General features: G+C 44.0%; 17 protein-coding genes. 6 read left to right on the plus strand and 11 right to left on the minus strand.

Annotated features, from left to right (window positions below):
• Positions 1–35: 35 nt before the first annotated feature.
• Positions 36–917: a LysR family transcriptional regulator gene (locus JC606_RS13445; RefSeq protein WP_198778748.1), complete on the minus strand. Its 882-nt coding sequence runs from the start codon at positions 915–917 to the stop codon at positions 36–38.
• A gap of 83 nt (positions 918–1,000) precedes the next feature.
• Positions 1,001–1,792, minus strand: coding sequence for an AraC family transcriptional regulator (locus tag JC606_RS13450; RefSeq protein ID WP_198778749.1), 792 nt, complete (start codon positions 1,790–1,792; stop codon positions 1,001–1,003).
• A gap of 162 nt (positions 1,793–1,954) precedes the next feature.
• Between JC606_RS13450 and JC606_RS13455 the strand changes: the two genes are divergently transcribed.
• Positions 1,955–3,106 (plus strand): MFS transporter, encoded by a 1,152-nt coding sequence (locus JC606_RS13455; protein ID WP_198778750.1) that lies wholly within the window; start codon positions 1,955–1,957, stop codon positions 3,104–3,106.
• A gap of 220 nt (positions 3,107–3,326) precedes the next feature.
• Here JC606_RS13455 and JC606_RS13460 read toward each other — a convergent pair whose 3' ends face one another.
• The gene (locus JC606_RS13460) at positions 3,327–3,842 is read right to left on the minus strand and encodes an RNA methyltransferase (RefSeq protein WP_137408812.1); all 516 of its coding nucleotides are present in this window, start codon (positions 3,840–3,842) and stop codon (positions 3,327–3,329) included.
• Between the two features lie 288 nt (positions 3,843–4,130).
• Here JC606_RS13460 and JC606_RS13465 point away from each other — a divergent pair, with 288 nt between their 5' ends.
• Entirely contained in the window at positions 4,131–5,792 is a 1,662-nt protein-coding gene (locus JC606_RS13465; protein ID WP_105024194.1) for a methyl-accepting chemotaxis protein, read from the plus strand.
• Between the two features lie 95 nt (positions 5,793–5,887).
• Here JC606_RS13465 and JC606_RS13470 read toward each other — a convergent pair whose 3' ends face one another.
• Positions 5,888–6,757: a LysR family transcriptional regulator gene (locus JC606_RS13470; protein ID WP_137408814.1), complete on the minus strand. Its 870-nt coding sequence runs from the start codon at positions 6,755–6,757 to the stop codon at positions 5,888–5,890.
• Positions 6,758–7,004: 247 nt separating this feature from the next.
• Between JC606_RS13470 and JC606_RS13475 the strand changes: the two genes are divergently transcribed.
• Entirely contained in the window at positions 7,005–7,430 is a 426-nt protein-coding gene (locus JC606_RS13475) for a DUF3010 family protein (protein ID WP_004741147.1), read from the plus strand.
• Between the two features lie 62 nt (positions 7,431–7,492).
• Here JC606_RS13475 and JC606_RS13480 read toward each other — a convergent pair whose 3' ends face one another.
• A complete protein-coding gene (locus JC606_RS13480; protein ID WP_102425236.1) occupies positions 7,493–8,392 on the minus strand; it encodes a DMT family transporter in 900 nt (299 codons plus the stop codon).
• Between the two features lie 123 nt (positions 8,393–8,515).
• On the opposite strand from JC606_RS13480, the gene JC606_RS13485 reads away from it, so the two are divergent.
• On the plus strand, positions 8,516–9,943 hold the full coding sequence (locus JC606_RS13485) for an aminotransferase-like domain-containing protein (RefSeq protein WP_198778751.1): 1,428 nt from the start codon (positions 8,516–8,518) through the stop codon (positions 9,941–9,943).
• Between the two features lie 97 nt (positions 9,944–10,040).
• On the opposite strand, the gene JC606_RS13490 is transcribed toward JC606_RS13485, so the two are convergent.
• The 5 genes from JC606_RS13490 to JC606_RS13510 all read right to left on the minus strand — a co-directional run bounded on the left by JC606_RS13490 (position 10,041) and on the right by JC606_RS13510 (position 14,863).
• Complete coding sequence (locus JC606_RS13490; RefSeq protein WP_198778752.1) at positions 10,041–10,589, minus strand: carboxymuconolactone decarboxylase family protein; 549 nt, start codon at positions 10,587–10,589, stop codon at positions 10,041–10,043.
• Positions 10,590–10,844: 255 nt separating this feature from the next.
• On the minus strand, positions 10,845–11,414 hold the full coding sequence (locus tag JC606_RS13495) for a GNAT family N-acetyltransferase (RefSeq protein ID WP_198778753.1): 570 nt from the start codon (positions 11,412–11,414) through the stop codon (positions 10,845–10,847).
• Complete coding sequence (locus JC606_RS13500) at positions 11,415–12,635, minus strand: MerR family transcriptional regulator (RefSeq protein ID WP_198778754.1); 1,221 nt, start codon at positions 12,633–12,635, stop codon at positions 11,415–11,417.
• Positions 12,636–12,699: 64 nt separating this feature from the next.
• Positions 12,700–13,686, minus strand: coding sequence for an HTH-type transcriptional regulator YidZ (gene yidZ, locus JC606_RS13505; RefSeq protein ID WP_198778755.1), 987 nt, complete (start codon positions 13,684–13,686; stop codon positions 12,700–12,702).
• Positions 13,661–14,863 carry an MFS transporter gene (locus tag JC606_RS13510; RefSeq protein WP_198778756.1) on the minus strand — a complete coding sequence of 401 codons (1,203 nt, stop codon included), beginning with the start codon at positions 14,861–14,863 and terminating at the stop codon, positions 13,661–13,663. Before JC606_RS13510 ends, yidZ begins: the two co-directional genes overlap by 26 nt.
• Before the next feature lie 436 nt (positions 14,864–15,299).
• Between JC606_RS13510 and JC606_RS13515 the strand changes: the two genes are divergently transcribed.
• Positions 15,300–16,463: an amino acid permease gene (locus tag JC606_RS13515; RefSeq protein ID WP_198778759.1), complete on the plus strand. Its 1,164-nt coding sequence runs from the start codon at positions 15,300–15,302 to the stop codon at positions 16,461–16,463.
• Positions 16,464–16,642: 179 nt separating this feature from the next.
• Here the strand turns inward: JC606_RS13515 and JC606_RS13520 are convergent, their stop codons facing one another.
• Positions 16,643–17,080, minus strand: a complete 438-nt coding sequence (locus JC606_RS13520; protein WP_102425014.1) for a MarR family winged helix-turn-helix transcriptional regulator — start codon at positions 17,078–17,080, stop codon at positions 16,643–16,645.
• A gap of 127 nt (positions 17,081–17,207) precedes the next feature.
• On the opposite strand from JC606_RS13520, the gene JC606_RS13525 reads away from it, so the two are divergent.
• The gene (locus JC606_RS13525; protein WP_198778757.1) at positions 17,208–17,630 is read left to right on the plus strand and encodes an organic hydroperoxide resistance protein; all 423 of its coding nucleotides are present in this window, start codon (positions 17,208–17,210) and stop codon (positions 17,628–17,630) included.
• Positions 17,631–17,729: the final 99 nt, after the last annotated feature.

Consider the following 17,729-nt stretch of genomic DNA (forward strand, 5'->3'; position numbering starts at 1 on the left):
TGGAGACGGTAAACTAATCAGCTAACAGCACTTAGCTAATAACATGAGCGCTGCAGTGCTGAAATGAACTGTTTAGCTGCAATCGACTGTGGCGTATGCTCAGCGCATAGAGTCGATACTGAGAAAGTAATAGCTGGTTGAAGTGGCAACACACAGACTGCATCGTCATTTTGATACTGTTCTGCCGTCCACGGATCAACAATCGCAAACCCTGCTTGGTGCTTAACCAGCTCCGCCGCAGCGCTATATCCGCGTACCGATATTGGGTGATGATAATGCTCATCTCGCGCAATCAAGCTTTGATGGAGCAGCAAACCCAAGGGGTCACGACTATCAAGCCCGATAATTGGTAACGGATAATTGATTAAGTCATCAAGGGTTAACTCTGTCGGTAGATGCTCTACGGTGTTAGATGGAACTAGAACCTGAAGGGATTTGGTTAATAGCGTTTCTGACAGTATCGCTGGCGGTGCTTCGTCTCCAAATGCGATAGCAATATCAAGCTCATGCTTCAATAACCCTGAACACAGTTCGTCGCGATTGGCAGTTAACAACTCAAAAGAGAGCTCTTGCTCGCGAGACATTTGGGCGACTACCGGAGTCAGCAATTTGGTCGCTAGAATCGGCGGCGCACCAATACGTAAGTGCTGATGGCCTTGCTTCACTTTGTTGGTCAAAGAGCGAAATTGGCCTAATTGTTGGTAGACCTTCTCCGCTTCTGGTAACAAGGTTTTCGCTTCAACCGTTGGTACCAATCGACCTTTGACACGCTCGAACAAGCCAAACCCCAACTGCTGCTCAGTGTGCGCCAAAATACGCGTCACATTAGGCTGGGACACATGCAAGCTACGTGCTGCTCCAGATACGGTTCCGGTCTGCATAATGGCGTAAAAGACTTCCAATTGTCTTAGGTTCAAATCGATGTCCTTGTGATTCGCGAGCGTAATTAAGCCACTAGACTAACATATACATTGCGATTAGAGGCTGACATTAACGAAGGTTACATAGCCTCCGCGTTGGATGTCTTGGTCATGTAATTCATTGGTGTCATCCCTGTTTTCTGACGAAAGAAATGAATAAATGCACTGTCACTAGAGAACTCCAACCTATAGGCGACATCCGATATGCGCATGCCACTCGACAGCAATTCAATCGCGCCCAACAAGCGCCACTGCTGACGCCAGTTTTGATATGGCATCCCGGTTTCTTTATTAAAGATCCGAGTGATCGTCTTTTCGCTCGCTCCAACAACCTCACTCAATTGTGCCAACGACGGTGCCATAAAATCTTTGTTATCAATATCAGATAACCAAGATTTGAGACGGTGATCTTGAGGTAACGGCAACGACAAATACACCTCTTGCGAGTCGTTCAACTCTTCGATAAACAAATTCAACGTATTAATTTGCTCATTATTCGGCTTATCAAATGCCCAAAACGCCATTCGTTCTATCAAGACTCTCATTAACGCAGTGATATCGAAAATCATCACACCTCTAGGTAAGCGCTCTGACAAGGATTGATCAAAATATAGTGAGCGATATTGGGTAATGTTGGTCATCTGAGCATCATGTTGGACGCCTTTCGGGATCCATGCAGCCCTCATTGGGGGTAATACATACTTCACATCTTCCAATGTAATTGTCATGCATCCGTGCTTCGAAAACATTAACTGGTCTTTGTCATGAAAATGTATGCCGGAAGCGTGATTAGAAACCTCAGCTGCAACACCAACGACTAACCCGTTATGGTCGTCAGCACAAAAGTCATCTTGTTCTGAAATCAATGCCATTGAGCAGCTTGTCCTTATTTCGATATTTTATGTCCAAATCTCATTATAAGACATTAGCACATAATGCCTAGAATAGTACCTGTTCTGTTACCCCCTTATTAAAAGGTCCAGGAAATAACTAAATCATTGCGATTTTAATTAGAGGTATTTGAAAACAAAAAAATGAACAAGATTATTGGAAAAATTTCGATCCCATTGGCGGTTGTGTTGCTAATGTTTCCACAAATAGTAGAAACCATGTATAGCCCAGCTCTGACTTCTGTAAAAAATCACTTTGGGGTTAGCGGTAGTGAAGCGGCACAAGCGATGTCTATATTCTTTATTGCTTTTGCGTTCGGAGTCGTATTCTGGGGTCGCATGTGTGATGTTATAGGGAGACGAGTTTCAACCTTACTGGGTTTGACCGTCTTTATCATTGCAGCGCTGTTTACCATGTTAGCACCGACTTTTACTTTGATGCTCACAGGGTTTGGTTGCTGTGCCTTTGGTGCTGCTGTTGGCTCTGTTTGCACCCAAACTATTATTCGTGATGGCTACCAAGGTAAAGAACTCAGCCACGTATTCTCGATTGTGGGTACATCTATCGGTATAAGCCCTGTTGTTGGGATGCTAGCCGGTAGTTGGTTGACATCTGTGGGTGGCTATAAATGGGTATTCATGGCTATGGTGTTACTTGTGGCTGCCTTACTGATTTGGTCATTAAGTAAGCTGCCAGAAACAAAGCCAACCAATACAAAACGAGACAGCCTAATTTCTGTTGCTTTAAAAATGCTAACTGATGCACACATCTGGTACGTAACGTTAATGGTTGGACTATTCAATATAGCACTATTCTCGTACTACAGTATTGCCCCGTTTATGTTTGAGCAATTAGGGGCAAGTGTGAACTTTTTTGGTAATACCGGTTTTATTCTTGCGATGGGTTCAGTACTAGGTTCTGTCATTAATATGAAGCTAATTCGCATGCATTTAAGTCATGACAAAATTGTAGCATTTGCGTCTTGCCTATTACTAGTTGCAGGCATTGGTGTGTTTATCATGCAGGAATCCGTTTGGTTCTTCATCCCGATGGTATTTGTATCGCTATCATTCGGGCTTGCGTTACCTAATTTGCTTAGTGGTGCCTTGACTAAATATCACGACCACCTAGGCAGTGCTGGAGCTCTATTAGGCCTGTTCTATTACTTAATTATTGGTTTTGGCTTACATAGAGCAGCCGAGTTCGCCGACTTAGCATTGACGCTTTTGGCTTGCGCTGTTGCCGCCATTGTATTGGTTATCATGCACTCTCTGCATCAGATGAAACGTCAATAGCCTTAACTCTTAAAATAAAAAACCACCTTGTTAGGTGGTTTTTTATTACTGAAATACATTAACTAATATAAAGGTAACTAAAATGACAACGTTAATTTATGCCGCGTTATCTATTGCGAGCATCTTCTTTATATTTGCCATCGTCAAATATATTTTAAATCTGTTTACCTTCGATTTTAGCGATATTGAATTTTAAAAACATCTAACAACGAGCGTCAGATTAGCACTTCTCCTTGATAACCAAGTGGTTGCGGTTATCGCGGCTTTTTTTAATCAGCTCGTTACTCTCGTCCATTTCATCTGACTTAGCAAGGCGGTCATAAAGTAGCACATTCACGGTTGCAGCCAAGTTCATGCACCCAACCGTTGGAACGTAAACCACGTGATCAGCTCGATCGGCCACGTTTTGAGCAATAGAACCGTCTTCTGGGCCAAAAATGTAAATCGCGTTTTCTGGGTGTTTAAAACGTGGCAGTGGCGTAGCACCTTCCGCAAGTTCCACACAAACAATCTTGGTTTCAGGGTCAAGGTTGTCTAAAAACGACTCAACGCCCGTCAGCGGAATAGTACGCGTAGCACTCTTGGTATCAGTGTGAAATTTAGCGGCTTTTTCGTAGCGTTGCCCTGTATATTTAACTTCGTCGACCTGATAACAACCAGCCGCACGCATGACAGCACCCACGTTTGTCGGGCTTTTAGGGTTAGTTAAACCAATAGTCACATGGCTTTTGTTCATGAATCTTTCTCACTTAACGAATAGACATAGCAGGGTGCTACAAAGCGCCGCATTCTAACAAAGCAACGTCGAATTCAAAAGCATCGAAACAAAAGGCCCGAACAAAAAGGACTTTTTCACCATCTAGCCTGATTGGAACAAATGTCACAACAAACATCTAACAGCCATCATATTTATAAAACAAAATCGCTCTGGGGTAACAATTCATCAATAAGCTCATTTACAAATAGCAACTGCATTCATATTGTGTTTTTAAAATTGCACAAGACGATCAAACAGGAAGTAGACATGACCCTAACCATCAAAAAACGTCTTTATATTCTCTCTTTCATTCCTCTGCTACTGATGGCCATCGGAATGATGAGCGTAACATATATGAAGAGTGCAGCGCTGACCGCGCAACAAGTCGAATCCACACGCAGCAAAATGATGGCCATGAAAGAAAAGGAACTTAAAGCTTATCTACAAATGGCCCAGTCTTCTATCAGCCCGCTCTTAGAACGAGGTGCAACTTTAGAAGATGCCTTGCCAACCTTAAGAACACTAGAGTATGGCGAGTCGGGCTATATCTTTGGTTACGACTCTAAAGGAGTGAGAATATTCGCAGGGCAAAATACCGATGGTATTGGAAAAAATTATTATGACTTGCAAGATAAAAAAGGCCATTACCTGATTCGTGATCTTATTAAGAACTCAAAGCTTGGCAAATTCACTACCTACTATTTTCCAAAACTTGGCCAGTCGGAAGCACTACCAAAACTCAGCTACTCAATATTTATTCCGCAATGGGACTTGATGCTTGGTACTGGCTTTTACACAGACGACATTGATGCAGTCATCGCCGAGATGAAAGAGAGTTCAAACGTTGCACTACAAAGCTCACTCACCGCGATTACACTTTTTTGTGGTTTGATCGCTCTATTGGTTACTCTATTTGCCGTTGTTGTAAACCGTACTATTATGAAGCCCATAGAACAGTTCGACCTGTCAATTAAGGCTTTCGCAACTGGTGAAGCCGACTTAACAGCTCGAATGGAAACATTCAAAGTACCGGAATTCGCGAAGCTTAGCGAGAACTTCAATGCTTTTGTTACTAACCTGCAAACCATTATTCGCAGTGTAAGCGAGGTAGGTCAACAAGTTGTGTCTGAAACATCCAGCATGTCTTCTCGCGCAGCTCAAGTTGATGAACTCGCGACAGGGCAACGGGAAGAAACTGAACAAGTCGCTACCGCTATGACAGAGATGACAACAACGGCTCAGGAGATATCAAGCAACGCTAGCCAAGCCGCGGATTCAGCGAAGCTTGCAGAGGGCAATGCCAAAGAAGCCCAGCAAATCGTAAACGCGGCGGCTGATTCAGTAGCTGTTTTAGCCAGTGAGGTGTCGGAAGCTAACGCTGTCGTGTCTCGTTTAGAAGACGATGTTCAGAACATCTCCTCTTCGTTAGCTGTCATTCAAGACATTGCCGAGCAAACCAATCTATTGGCACTGAATGCTGCAATTGAAGCCGCTCGAGCAGGTGAACAAGGCCGTGGGTTTGCAGTAGTCGCCGATGAGGTTCGTAAGCTGGCGAGCCGAACTCAGGAAAGTACAGGTGACATACATGAAATGATTGAGCAGCTAAAAGCCGCTTCAGATGCCGCAGTGAAAGCGATGGATTCAAGTCAGAATAGAAGTACTCAAACCGTCGAAGAGGCGAACGCTGCCGCAACTGCACTGGCGAAGATCCAAGAATCGATCGATACCATCATGGATATGAACTCGCTTATTGCGACAGCAACCGAACAGCAAAACATTGTCGGCCAAGAGATATCTCAACGTATTGTCGTCATATCAGACCAAAGCTCTCAATCGGCATCGCTAGCCAACCAAAACCGCGCTGGTAGCCAAAACCTCAATAACCGCGCGAATGAACTTTACCACTTGGTCGACCGTTTCACGGTCTGATGTGAAGCGTTCAATAAAAAAATAACCTTAACAAAAGAGCTTCAGAGTTTAGTTTCTTCAGCTCTTTTTTACGTCTATGAACAGACTGTTCAAAACTAATCTAATTGTTCAGAAAGGAAGTCCACCAGTAGACGTACCTTTGAAGACAGATTACGATTTTGAGGATAAAGCGCCCAAATACCCTCTTTATCGTCTCGATAATCAGAAAGCACCTCAACTAACTCTCCAGAGTCTAGATCTTCACTCACATAATATTCTGGTAACTGTACCAAACCTATGCTTTGCTTTGCTGCTTCTAACAAAGCCAAACCACTATTGCACTTAATACGCCCATTAACACGCACCGAGCGAGGACGACCATTTTCTTTAAAGCGCCAATGCTCAAAACCACCAACCAAACATTGATGATTGCTCAATTCGGAGATTGTGTGAGGCTCACCGTAACGTTCGATATAGTCAGGGCTTGCACATACGTAGAGCTGTCGTTGCGAAAGCCTCTTCGCCACAAGACTTGAATCTTCTAATCGACCCAGGCGAATCGCAACATCTACGCCAGAGTCGATCAAGTCAAGCTTTTGGTTAGTCAGCATTAGCTCTAACTCAACTTGAGGGTGAAGCTTTAAAAACTGATGGAGTAATGGTGCAAGCTGGCGCTCGCCATAAGTCACAGGAGCTGTCACCTTCAGTAATCCTTTCGGTGTCGATTGCATTTGAGTAACTGCTAACTCCGCAATTTCTAATCCCTCGACTAACAATTTACATTGCTGATAATATAGCTGCCCGGCTTCAGTTAATGAAACCTTTCGAGTCGTTCGGTTAAGCAGTTTCACCGCGAGACGCTCCTCGAGGTTTGCTACTCTGCGACTAATTTGAGCGACCGATGTAGTAAGCTTCTGCGCTGCACCAGTAAAGCTTTCACGCTCTGCAACTGCAACAAACTCACTAACTCCTTCCCAATTGGCCATGCCTTTACCTTGTGCTGAACTACGGATACCAATGCAGTGTATTGAAGTTACTGATCTCTGTCACCTTAATCAGAAGACTTTACCCATAAATATCAGTTACCTTTGGCTATCGGACTTTTTCAAGCAGCTTTGTTTTGGGTTCAAATATCGACTAATTTAGAATTATTTGTGACGAATCCTCTCAAATAGTGGAGAAGTGTTAGAAATAACACCATAATATAGGGCTCTAAAATAAGTAGGTAAGAACATGAAAATTTGTGGTGTTGAAATCAAAGGTAACGATGCAGTCATCTGTCTTCTTTCTCTGTCAGATGGTGTATTTAACATTCCTGATTGCCGAGTTTCTAAGGTTTCTATCAGCGACGCTAACGACACACAGAATATGAAAGACTTTCAATTCTCTTTTGCAAAGTTAATGGAAGATTACCAAGTAGAAAAAGTAGTGATTCGCCAACGCCAAACTAAAGGCAAATTTGCTGGCGGTGGCTTCGGCTTCAAACTAGAAGCAGCGATCCAATTGATCGACGGCCTAAACGTTGAAGTAGTTTCTCCAGCAGACATCAAAGAAAGCCTGAAGCGTAACCCTCTAATGATGAAGTTCAAAGAGACTGGCCTAAAACAATACCAAGAAGCACCGTTTACAACGGCTTACGCATGCTTGATGAAGCGCTAATCGATAGTCGCTAGAAAGTTATTGATAGAGAAAGAGCCTGAATATTCAGGCTCTTTTTATTTTTAACGGTTTAAAGCTGCTTGTCTTCGGAACCTAATCAATTCGGGCTTCTTCACCACCAGATAAACCGCAGTGGCTGACAACGCAAAACCCATTGCGCCATAGATGTCGAACGACTCGCCGAAGATAAGCCACGCTTGAATTGCGGTTGTCGGCGGTACGAGATAAAACACCGATGCGACACTTGAAGACGCCCCATTCTCCACCATGTAAAGTAACAACAATATTGCGACACAAGATAGAACGACCACCAGCCAAATCAGCGTTAACGTAAATTCTACCGTCCAGTTCACTTGCATGGTTTCGTAGCGCATCGCAAAAGGCAGGAACAACGCTGCAGAAGCCAAGTATTGCACCATTGCACCGCCCACCATGTCTGTCCCCTTACAGAAACGCTTTTGATATAAAGTGCCGCAAGTAATACCTACCAGTGACACTAAGCATAACAGTGTCGCCAAGCCTTTTTGGTCATCCGATTGCCATTCAATATTACCCATTAACACCAAGCTAATACCCGCAAAGCCAAGCGCTAAACCAAGCCATTGCGCAAAGTTAAAACGCTGTGAGGTGCAGCTAACCATGATCAGCGCGGTAAGAATAGGTTGCAGACCCACCAATAAAGAGCTCAAACCTGCAGGCATCCCCATATCAATCGCTAGATAGGTACCACCGAGGTAAAAACCATGAATCAATATCCCAACTACACACGCATGAAAAAATGCTCGACCACGAGGGATACGACGTTTAAGGATTGCAATCAAAACCAAGAACAGCGCCACGTTAGCTACCATCCTAAGTGAAAGTAACGTCGCGGGTTCAGCGTATTCAACACCAAGACGAGCGCCAACAAAGCCTGACGACCACAATATTACAAACACAAACGGAATCATTTTAATCAGCATTACAAACCTCTGGTCAACTCTTCATCAATGCTGTTACCTTAGTTGGGTACAGATAACTAATAAAGATACAGATATAATACTTTAAATGGTTACAGGTTGAGAATCGGTAGAAAGGAGAACAGTGTGGAAGTAGAAGTCAGCGGTAATAAATATCTCGCCACCGAGCAACATATTAAGGCTCAAATCGATAAAGGGCTCTTTCACCCTGACGATCGCTTACCCTCAATCCGACAACTAAGCGAGCAACTGGGTGTAAGCAAAAACACCGTGATTCGTGCCTATCAAGAGTTGGAAGCGACGGGCTGGGTATATTCCGTTCCCAAGTCGGGTTATCGCGTTAAAGCCCCCAACATCACAAGTTGGGATGCACCGAGCCAGCCGCAAAAAGTTGACCTTTTATCTGTCACTAAATCTGTACTCTCCCGCCCCAGTGGGCGTTTAAAGTTACAAGCAGGCTCTGCTCACCCAAACATTAACAACCCCGCCATTCGTAGTCTGTACGCTGAAATTGGTCGCCACAGCCGCTTGCAGACTCAACTTCCTGGCTATTACCAACTGCCGCCCGGCGACGAACAATTAGTAAAACAATTGTTAAAGATCACCCACGATCTGGGCGTACCTGCAGGATCGAAAGAGATTGCGATCACTCACGGCGCGCAGCAAGCGATCAGTTTAGCACTTCGCGCGTTAACCAAACCGGGCGATATCGTTGTAGTTGAGTCTCCATGCTACTTTGGTAACTTACTCCTATTGGAATCACTAGGCTTACAAGCACTTGAAATACCAAGCAGTGTGAGCCATGGAATCGATATTCAAGCACTACAAAATGCCTTAGATAAATGGGAAGTGAAAACGCTGCTGCTGACACCAAACTTTACCAACCCGACAGGATCTAGAATGCCACTTGCCAACCGAAAAGCATTATTAGAGATAACCGGATCTTTGCCGATTATTGAAGATGATGTGTTCGGGAGTTTGGCGTTTGATGCTCCGATTGCGAGCTTGAAAGAACTGGATGACCAAGAACGAGTGATCTACGTGAACTCTCTATCCAAGACTTTGGACTCTCGCTTGCGTGTTGGCTGGCTGCTTTCCGGTCGCTATCAACCTTTAATCGAAAAGTACCTACTGTGTGACAACATGGGTAGCTCCAACCTGATGCAATCAGCGGTCGGCCAGTTTCTCACCACTGGCAAATATCGCAGTCATTTATCTAAGATGAAGCGACTCTATCAAACCAACCAAAAGCAATTTCAAAGCCTTTTGATTCAAGCCTTAGATAGCTACCCTCATCTTGTAGGACGCTACCATCTTTCCAAACCTGAGGGAGCATTTATAAACTGGATAACGCTCCCCGAATCACTCGACAGCTATGCCGTCTACCAAGATTGTTTGAAGCATAAGTTAGGTATCTTACCCGGCACTGTGTTTGGCACCCACGACCAATACAAACATTGCCTGCGCTTTACTGTCGCGAACATTGAAGAGAACAAGGACTGGAAAGAAGGAGTCGCAACGCTGGCGAAGTTGATCGCCAAACATACACGTTAACTGCTCCACTAAAACAGGCTAGACCCTGAACATAACAAAGCCCCGCTCAACTGAGCGGGGCTTTCATCATTATCATTCCTGACTTAATTAAAAGCGATTAACCTTGCCAAGCGAACTGCTCAAATACTTTGTCTACTGGCGTTTCAGCAACGTGGTTTACGTAATTACTGATCACTTTCTGTGACAGGCCAAGAATCACTTCTAAAACTTGCTGTTGGCCGTAACCCGCAGCGAAGAATGCTTCCATTTCGTTTGCTGGCACATTGCCACGGTTACGAACCATACTTAGCGTGAAGTCGTGTAGAGCTTGCAGCTTTTCTGTTGGAAGTGCCGTGCGATTACGCAGTGCTTCAGTAATTGCCGGGTCAACCTTCATTGAGTGTGCAATGCCAGTATGAGCTGGGACGCAGTAGTGACATTCGTGCTCAACGTTAATGGTTTGCCAAACCACTGTCAGTTCTTCTGCATCGAAAGATGAATCGCTAAACGCTTGATGAAGCGGAGTATAAGCCTTGAGTGTATTCGGTGATTCCGCTAACACACCAAACAAGCCTGGAACTCGACCCATCTGCTTTTTAGCGCCATCAAGAATAGGTTGGCTTTGTTTTGGTGCTGATTCTACTGAGTGAATTTTGAAATTGCTCATCGTTCTATTCCTATCAATTCTGATTCTAAATTTGGTCATTTACGGAGATTTAGTGACTGCTCTCCGTTGGTGTGAAAACAATATAAACCAAAATAGAACAGTCGTTCAAAATAAATATCTAATAAGAAATTAAAAGGAAGAATAGACGATTAAAAATCGAGTCATTGTTAACTTATCCTTTTGATTAAAAATAAAAAAAGCCCATCAAGTGAACCTGATAGGCTTTCATTCATTTAAGATTTTATTTTTGAATTACTACCAGTACTCAGCGTGAGCCAAAGCTTCAACACAGCTAGACTGTTCGCTCGCCACTTTGATTTCACCGCCAGTCAGCGATTGAGCGATCCAACCGTGAGAGTAGCTCAACTCAAATGGCGCAGGGATTTGTTCAACAGTGATTTGCTCAAAGCCCACCCTTGAATAATAACTAGGATCACCATACGTCACCGCAAGCTCGACACCCTGCTCTTTTAGAGTCTCTAAGCCGAAGTTAATCAGTTGTTGGCCGATACCACGCTTTTGAACCTGTGTGCTCACCGCTACTGGTGAAAGTAAATACGCCTTGGTTTCATCGTCAAATGAAAGCGGAGTAAAGATAATCGCACCAACGATCGTACTATCCGTATCCGACTCACTAGAATCGTCTTCCGCAACAAAGCAAAGTAGCTCTGCTGGAGCCGTGGTCGTTAAAAGATCATTGGCAAGCTTACCCACTGTTTTACCTTCATTTTCGCCTTCTGAATCGGTAAAGGTTTGAGTAAAAAGTTGAGTGATCGTTTCGATCTCGCTTGAATCGTGTTGTCTAAATTTCATAGTACTCTTCACTTACTGTACTTTCTTCAACACAAAAAAGTGATAATCAAAATCACGCTTCACAGAGCCTTGAGAGCCTTCCACAAGTTTGCTGTTATTGAAGAATTGTTTAATTTCATTGTCGCAATCTGCTAGCGCTTTTGAGTTTGGCATCATCGCTTTCAGAGCTTCAACTTGCTTTTGCAAGGGCTGATAGTAGGCAAGCCAACCGGCATCACTCATCGCAAAGTCATTCAGGACTTGATAGCCCGCTGCTTTTGCCTGTTTAATGCGCTCAGAAACCGTCGTCATATCTGGGTACTCTTTCTGCCAGAACACTTCGGCCGATTCGCTAGGGTTCTCGGTGTTCCAGACCAAGTCATTCACGACTAATATGCCATCATCGGCGAGTAACTTTCGCCACTGCTTAAGTGCCTTCTGGACACCCATGATGTAAGCACTACCCTCTGACCAGATTAAGTCGAATGACTTAGCTTCAAACGGTAAATCCATCATGCTTGCACATACCGTTTTGATGTTGCTTTCCAGACCAAGTTCTAGTGCTTGCTGATTTAGAATATCCAAACACGGTTGATCATTATCTACCGCAGTGACCTGCACTTCAGCCTGATGTTTTTTCATCGCGTTCGTTAATACGGAGGTTGCAATGCCTTTACCACAACCAATTTCAAGGACGCGCTTCGGTGCTTCCGGAACATGGGAAAGCGCAGTAAGCGTATCCTCATTTGTTCCGGGACCTAAACGTTCTAATCCTTCAAAGATGGCGCCGAAATCCGCCATATATTGTTCATGTTCATTCATGTCTTTCGATAACCACTTCAATCGCAGAGCCTGTTTCTCATCAAAGCCCTGCTTAATTAACCAATCGAGGTGTGCATCTGGCGCAAGCTTATCCATCGACTCATGCCACTCTTCTAATCCGCTTTCGCCTAGCATTGCTGCTAATAGATCTCGTGAACGCTGCTTTTGCAGTAACTCTTCATCCAACTGCTTGAGTCTATTTTCCAACAAACTGCGTTCGATTTTTGCATCTAAACAGGCTTGGCACTCTTTAAGCGTCAACCCACCCGCTTGCAATTGCTGTAACAAGCGAACACGTTGTAGATCCTTTTCAGAATAAAGACGATAGCCATTGCTCTGACGCTGAGCTTCAATCAAACCTAGCTTGCCGTAATACAACAATGTAGAACGACTCAGCCCAACTAATTCGGCCAGTTCAGAGATACGATACATGCACTTCCCCTCTCATTTCGGTAGCAAAGATAAACTATGAAGTTGTAGTCAGGTCAACAGAATTTTAGACACTTTTCACGTCTTTTACCTGTTTTCCTTCAAACTGGTAAAGCGATCTGAGTGTGTCTTTTAGCCATAAAACGAGCGGATTATAGGCATTGCGTTTATGCCAAATCATAGTGAAAGGAATTAGCAATTTATTGGCATGTTCTTCGTTTAACGGAATAGGTAAGCAGGTTAGGTTAGGGTGAAGTTGCTCTGCGTAATGTCGACAGTAGTTGGGCGCAACCGTCGTCATAGAGTGATTTGATTGAGCCGCCATAAACAGAGACTGCTCAAAGCCTGCAAGAGTTAGAGCAATGTTTCGGTCTAGTTGTAGATCGGTTAACACTTCATCCAGCGCCCACGTTTCGCTTTTTTCCCACACGATATTGATATGAGGGTATTTGAGAAAAGCCTCAAGGTTCCACTCTTCCTGTAAGGCCGGATGATCTTTTCTGAGATACACCACTGGCATATCGTGGAACAGGACCTCGAAATCGATAAAGTAAGGCAGCGCGTCTAGAGACTCTTTTGAGCGCGGATGACTTTCTCGCCCTGAAAAGCCGATATCAGACTCACCACGCACGATGGAATCTATTGAATCGTAATCCCAGTTGCGCATTTTTATCTTCGCGTTGGGATAGCGTTGATACACGCTTTGCGTCAGCTCGTTAAGCATGATCAGTGACAGCGGTGATTCCGCCTCTAGATTCAATCGCACATCTTTGGGCGCGTCATCACCACGAGTCGTGAGAATTTGACTGCCAATCTGCAGCCAATCTTGAAGATCTTTGACCATACTTAACGCGAGTGGAGTCGGTGTTAACCCTCTTGGTGTTTTTACAAACAGAGGATCATCAAACCAATCTCGAAGCTTAGTCAGTGATTTACTCACAGTTGAAGGCGTCACGTTAAGCTTTTTGGCAGCTTTCGAAACACTCTGCTCTTGCAGCAGCAATTGCAGAGTGAACAGCAGGTTGAGATCAAGACGGGCTAGTGGCTTCTTCATAATCACTTTTCACTTGGGAAGGACTTACCCATAGTATTAGAGCAATACTGATAACTCCACCAGCAGCCAGTATAAATACCAACATATTCAATGCACTTAGCCCGATCACGCCCATAAGCCAAATGAACAGTGCTGATGTACACACCTGAGAAACACCAAGTATCGAGCTCGCCACGCCTGCTCGTTGTGAATAACAGCTCAATGCTTGGCTCATTGCGACGCCAAAACCTAACGAGAAGCCACCACACACGAAGGCAAAACCGATAAGCGTTACGTAATGTCCCAAGCCGCCATCAATCGATGCGAGCAGCAAGATAGCCGCAATCACGAAACATATTTGAGATGCCAGCATAAGGCTTTTCTGCCTAAATACATTCAGTGCAAATGGTGCAGAGAAAGAAACCAACATACTGACTAATGCAGTGAGAGCCATGGTATAAGAATATTGACCTCGGTTGAAGCCAAGCTCTGCCATGATCAACATCGGAGAAACATTCACGTAAGTCAGAATCGCCGTTACTCCTAAGCTGGTCATGATCACTCGGCCGATAAACAAGGGCTCCTTAAAAGTTTCGTTGGAAGATATTTGAGACACAGAAGTCCGTGCTGTTTCCGAACCTTTACCACTCGGCTTGGTTTCTCTTAGAACTAGAACCGACAGCAAACACACCACTACGCCCATACTTGCCATAGTCGTGAACAAACTGGGCCAAGGGTATACCGTCATGATTAGATGACCGATCACCGGTGCAAGCACTGGCACTATGCAGGTAATGCCATTCATCATCGAGAGCACCTTCGCTCGCTTCTGGTCATCTAGTACATCTCGTAAAATGGCGAATGCCACCACATAACATGAACCCGCACCAACGCCTTGGAAAAAGCGTACCGCTAGAAACGGTTCTGCGCTGGTCACCACTCCACCTAGCATTGAAGAAGTAGCAAACACAATCGCACCGAAAATCGCGACAGGCCTTCTTCCTACTTTGTCGGCAAATTTACCGGCGAACAACATGGTGGTTGCCATTCCAGCCAAGTAGATAGAAAACGCAATATGGAGCTGCGCCTCTGAGGCATTTAGGTCAGCGGCGATTTGAGGCAAGCCAACCAAATACAAATCAATCGCCGTTGGATACAAAAGAACAAGCGCGAAACTACAATACAGAAAACGATACATAACACCCCCACATAATTGGTGCGAGGATAATAAGAGCGAAACGTCAAACTACCGAGTGGCATCTACGACAACGGATCTTTCCATTTACGACAAACCCTCAGTATGTAGAAAAGGCGCCAGACAAGAATTCAGGCAATAAGCAAGGTTTTGACTCAATTCAGCTGAACTTAAAACACCGATTTTTTAGCTATAAACCGCTGCCTATTACTCGGTAATCAATTTACAAAAGTTATCAGAACGATAAATAAAATCACCGAATGAATACTTAAATCAACCACTCATACCCACCATAAATTCCTGCTTAAATTTTTTAGAAAAATTCAAAAATAATTAGAATTTAACCCCTAACTTTACTGAGTAATTTGTTAGGCTTGGCAACAAATATTTACAATCCAACTAAAAACTAATTGGATACTTAGAGGTTGCTTTTTTGAATATGAAATTATTCGGCAGTTCTTTGATTCTTTCAGGAACTGCATTAGGGGCTGGCATGCTTGCTATTCCCATGGTGTTGGCTCAATTTGGCTTCATGATCAGCTCAGTGCTGATGCTACTTATCTTTATCGGCACCACATACTCAGCTCTCCTATTGGCAGAAGCGTGTACTAAAACTAAAGACAACAGTGGCATGAGCAGTGTTGCTTACCTCACTCTGGGCAGCAAAGGAAAACACTTTATCAATGCACTCTTTTACCTACTGCTAGTATGCATGCTGATCGCTTATATCTTGGGCGTGGGTGACATCATCCATAAGCTACTGCTCGATGTTGGCGTAAACATCTCTGCATCTGCTGCTTATACCGTTTTCAGCCTATTTATGGGTGTGATTGTGGTAGCGGGTAAGTCTTATATCGATAAGTTGAACCGTGGCCTATTCATCATGATGGTGGTGATGCTATTTATTGTTATCGCTTCTCTGTTTAGCAATATCCGTCTTGATTACCTCACTCAAACTAGCCAATACACGGCCAATGATGTGGTGCAATACAGCGCGGTTATCTTTACCAGCTTTGCCTCTATGGTGGTGATCCCGTCACTGGTTATCTACAACCGTGAAGCGACTCAAAAGCAGATCCGAAATATGATTCTGTTAGGTTCAGTGATTCCGCTCGTGTGCTACCTCACTTGGTTGTTCGCGATTATCGGTAACCTTGGTACAGACGCGATCAGCCAGTTCCACAACATTTCAGAACTGATCTCTGCGTTTAGCGGACAATCTGCTTGGTTAAAAGTAGTGATTGCTCTGTTCTCTGCACTGGCATTGGTGACTTCTTTCCTCGGCGTGTCCATGGCGCTGTATGACCAAAACAAAGACGCGGTAACCAACAATAAGCTAATGGCTTACGTTCTGACCTTTGTACTGCCTTTGGTATTGGCTGAATTGTTTGCTAGCCAATTCGTCAGCATGCTCGACTATGCAGGTATGGTATTAGTATTCCTAGCTATCTGGGGACCACTCGCAATGGTAGTTAAAGTTCGTAGACCTGACTTCCCTCACCTACAAACCGAGGGCAGCTACACAGCTGCGGGTGGCGACACCGCACTAATGGCGACATTCGGTTTTGGCGCGTTGATTTTCGTGTCTTGGTTTATGGGTTAGATAGAAGCACAGTATCAACCGCTGCCGTGGTGATATGTATGTTTTTGTGAGTGAAGATTAAACAAGTACCTCACACTCACATCAAAACACAAAAAGCCAGGAGTCTCTGCTATTAACAGTAGATACTCACTGGCTTTTTCAGTATTTGAACGTTATTACTGAGAATTAAAGAGACGTTCTTATTGAGTTAAGTTGTCAAGTAACTGCTCACATTGCGCTTTGAGCGATTTAAGTTCGTTTTCATTCATCTTAGACAAACAAAATATCTCTTCTGGGACAGTTTGCGCGCGCTCTTTGAGTTCAGTCCCTACAAGAGTTAGCGTAATTACTCGCACTCGTTCATCTTCAGCACTACGTTGACGAAGCACATAACCTTTTGCTTCTAAACGCTTAAGTAATGGAGTCAAGGTTCCTGAATCTAAATGTGTTTTAGCGCCTAACGCTTTGACATTTATCTCTTGTTGCTCCCAAAGCACCATCATCACAATGTACTGTAAATAAGTCAGATCAAGTGCTTTCAGCAGAGGTTGATAAGCTCGACTCATTGCATTTGAAGCACTGTAAAGTGCAAAGCACACCTGATTATCTAACTTTAGATATTCATCTTGGTCGCTCACGATAACCTCATCAATAAATTAAATTGCACAAAATATACTTGCACACATAAGTTTTATCAATTAAGCTCACCTCAAAATAAAGTTGCGCGCAATTTAATTTTACACAACCATTTTAAGAATTAAGACAATGACAACACTCTACACTACTTCTGCTACTGCAATTGCTGGTCGTAACGGCCAAGTTTCTACTGACGATAATTTGCTTTCTGTTGCATTAAGCTACCCGAAGGAAATGGGCGGTTCAGGTGAAGCAACGAACCCTGAGCAACTGTTTGCTGCGGGCTACTCTGCGTGTTTCTCAAATGATCTACTTCACGTAGCGAAAGAAATGAAAATCAAGATTGCACCGGCGCCAACAACTGCAACGGTTGGTATCGGCCCAAATGAAAATGGTGGTTTTGCTTTAACCGTTTCATTAGCGATTGAGCTCGACTTGGCTCAAGAAGAGGCTGTTACGCTTGTAAAAACCGCTCACCAAGTTTGCCCATATTCAAATGCGGTTCGTGGCAACATTGATGTGAAATTGTCGGTTAACGGGCAAGCGCTTTAGTCGCTTTACCCAAAAATGTCCCACTAAAAAAATGTCCCGCATTAGGCGCAATGTAGATCAGATAAGGATCGGTTGACCGATCCTTCTTCTGAGAGATAA

The organism is Vibrio sp. IB15, from assembly GCF_016406055.1.
GTDB lineage: Bacteria > Pseudomonadota > Gammaproteobacteria > Enterobacterales > Vibrionaceae > Vibrio > Vibrio chagasii.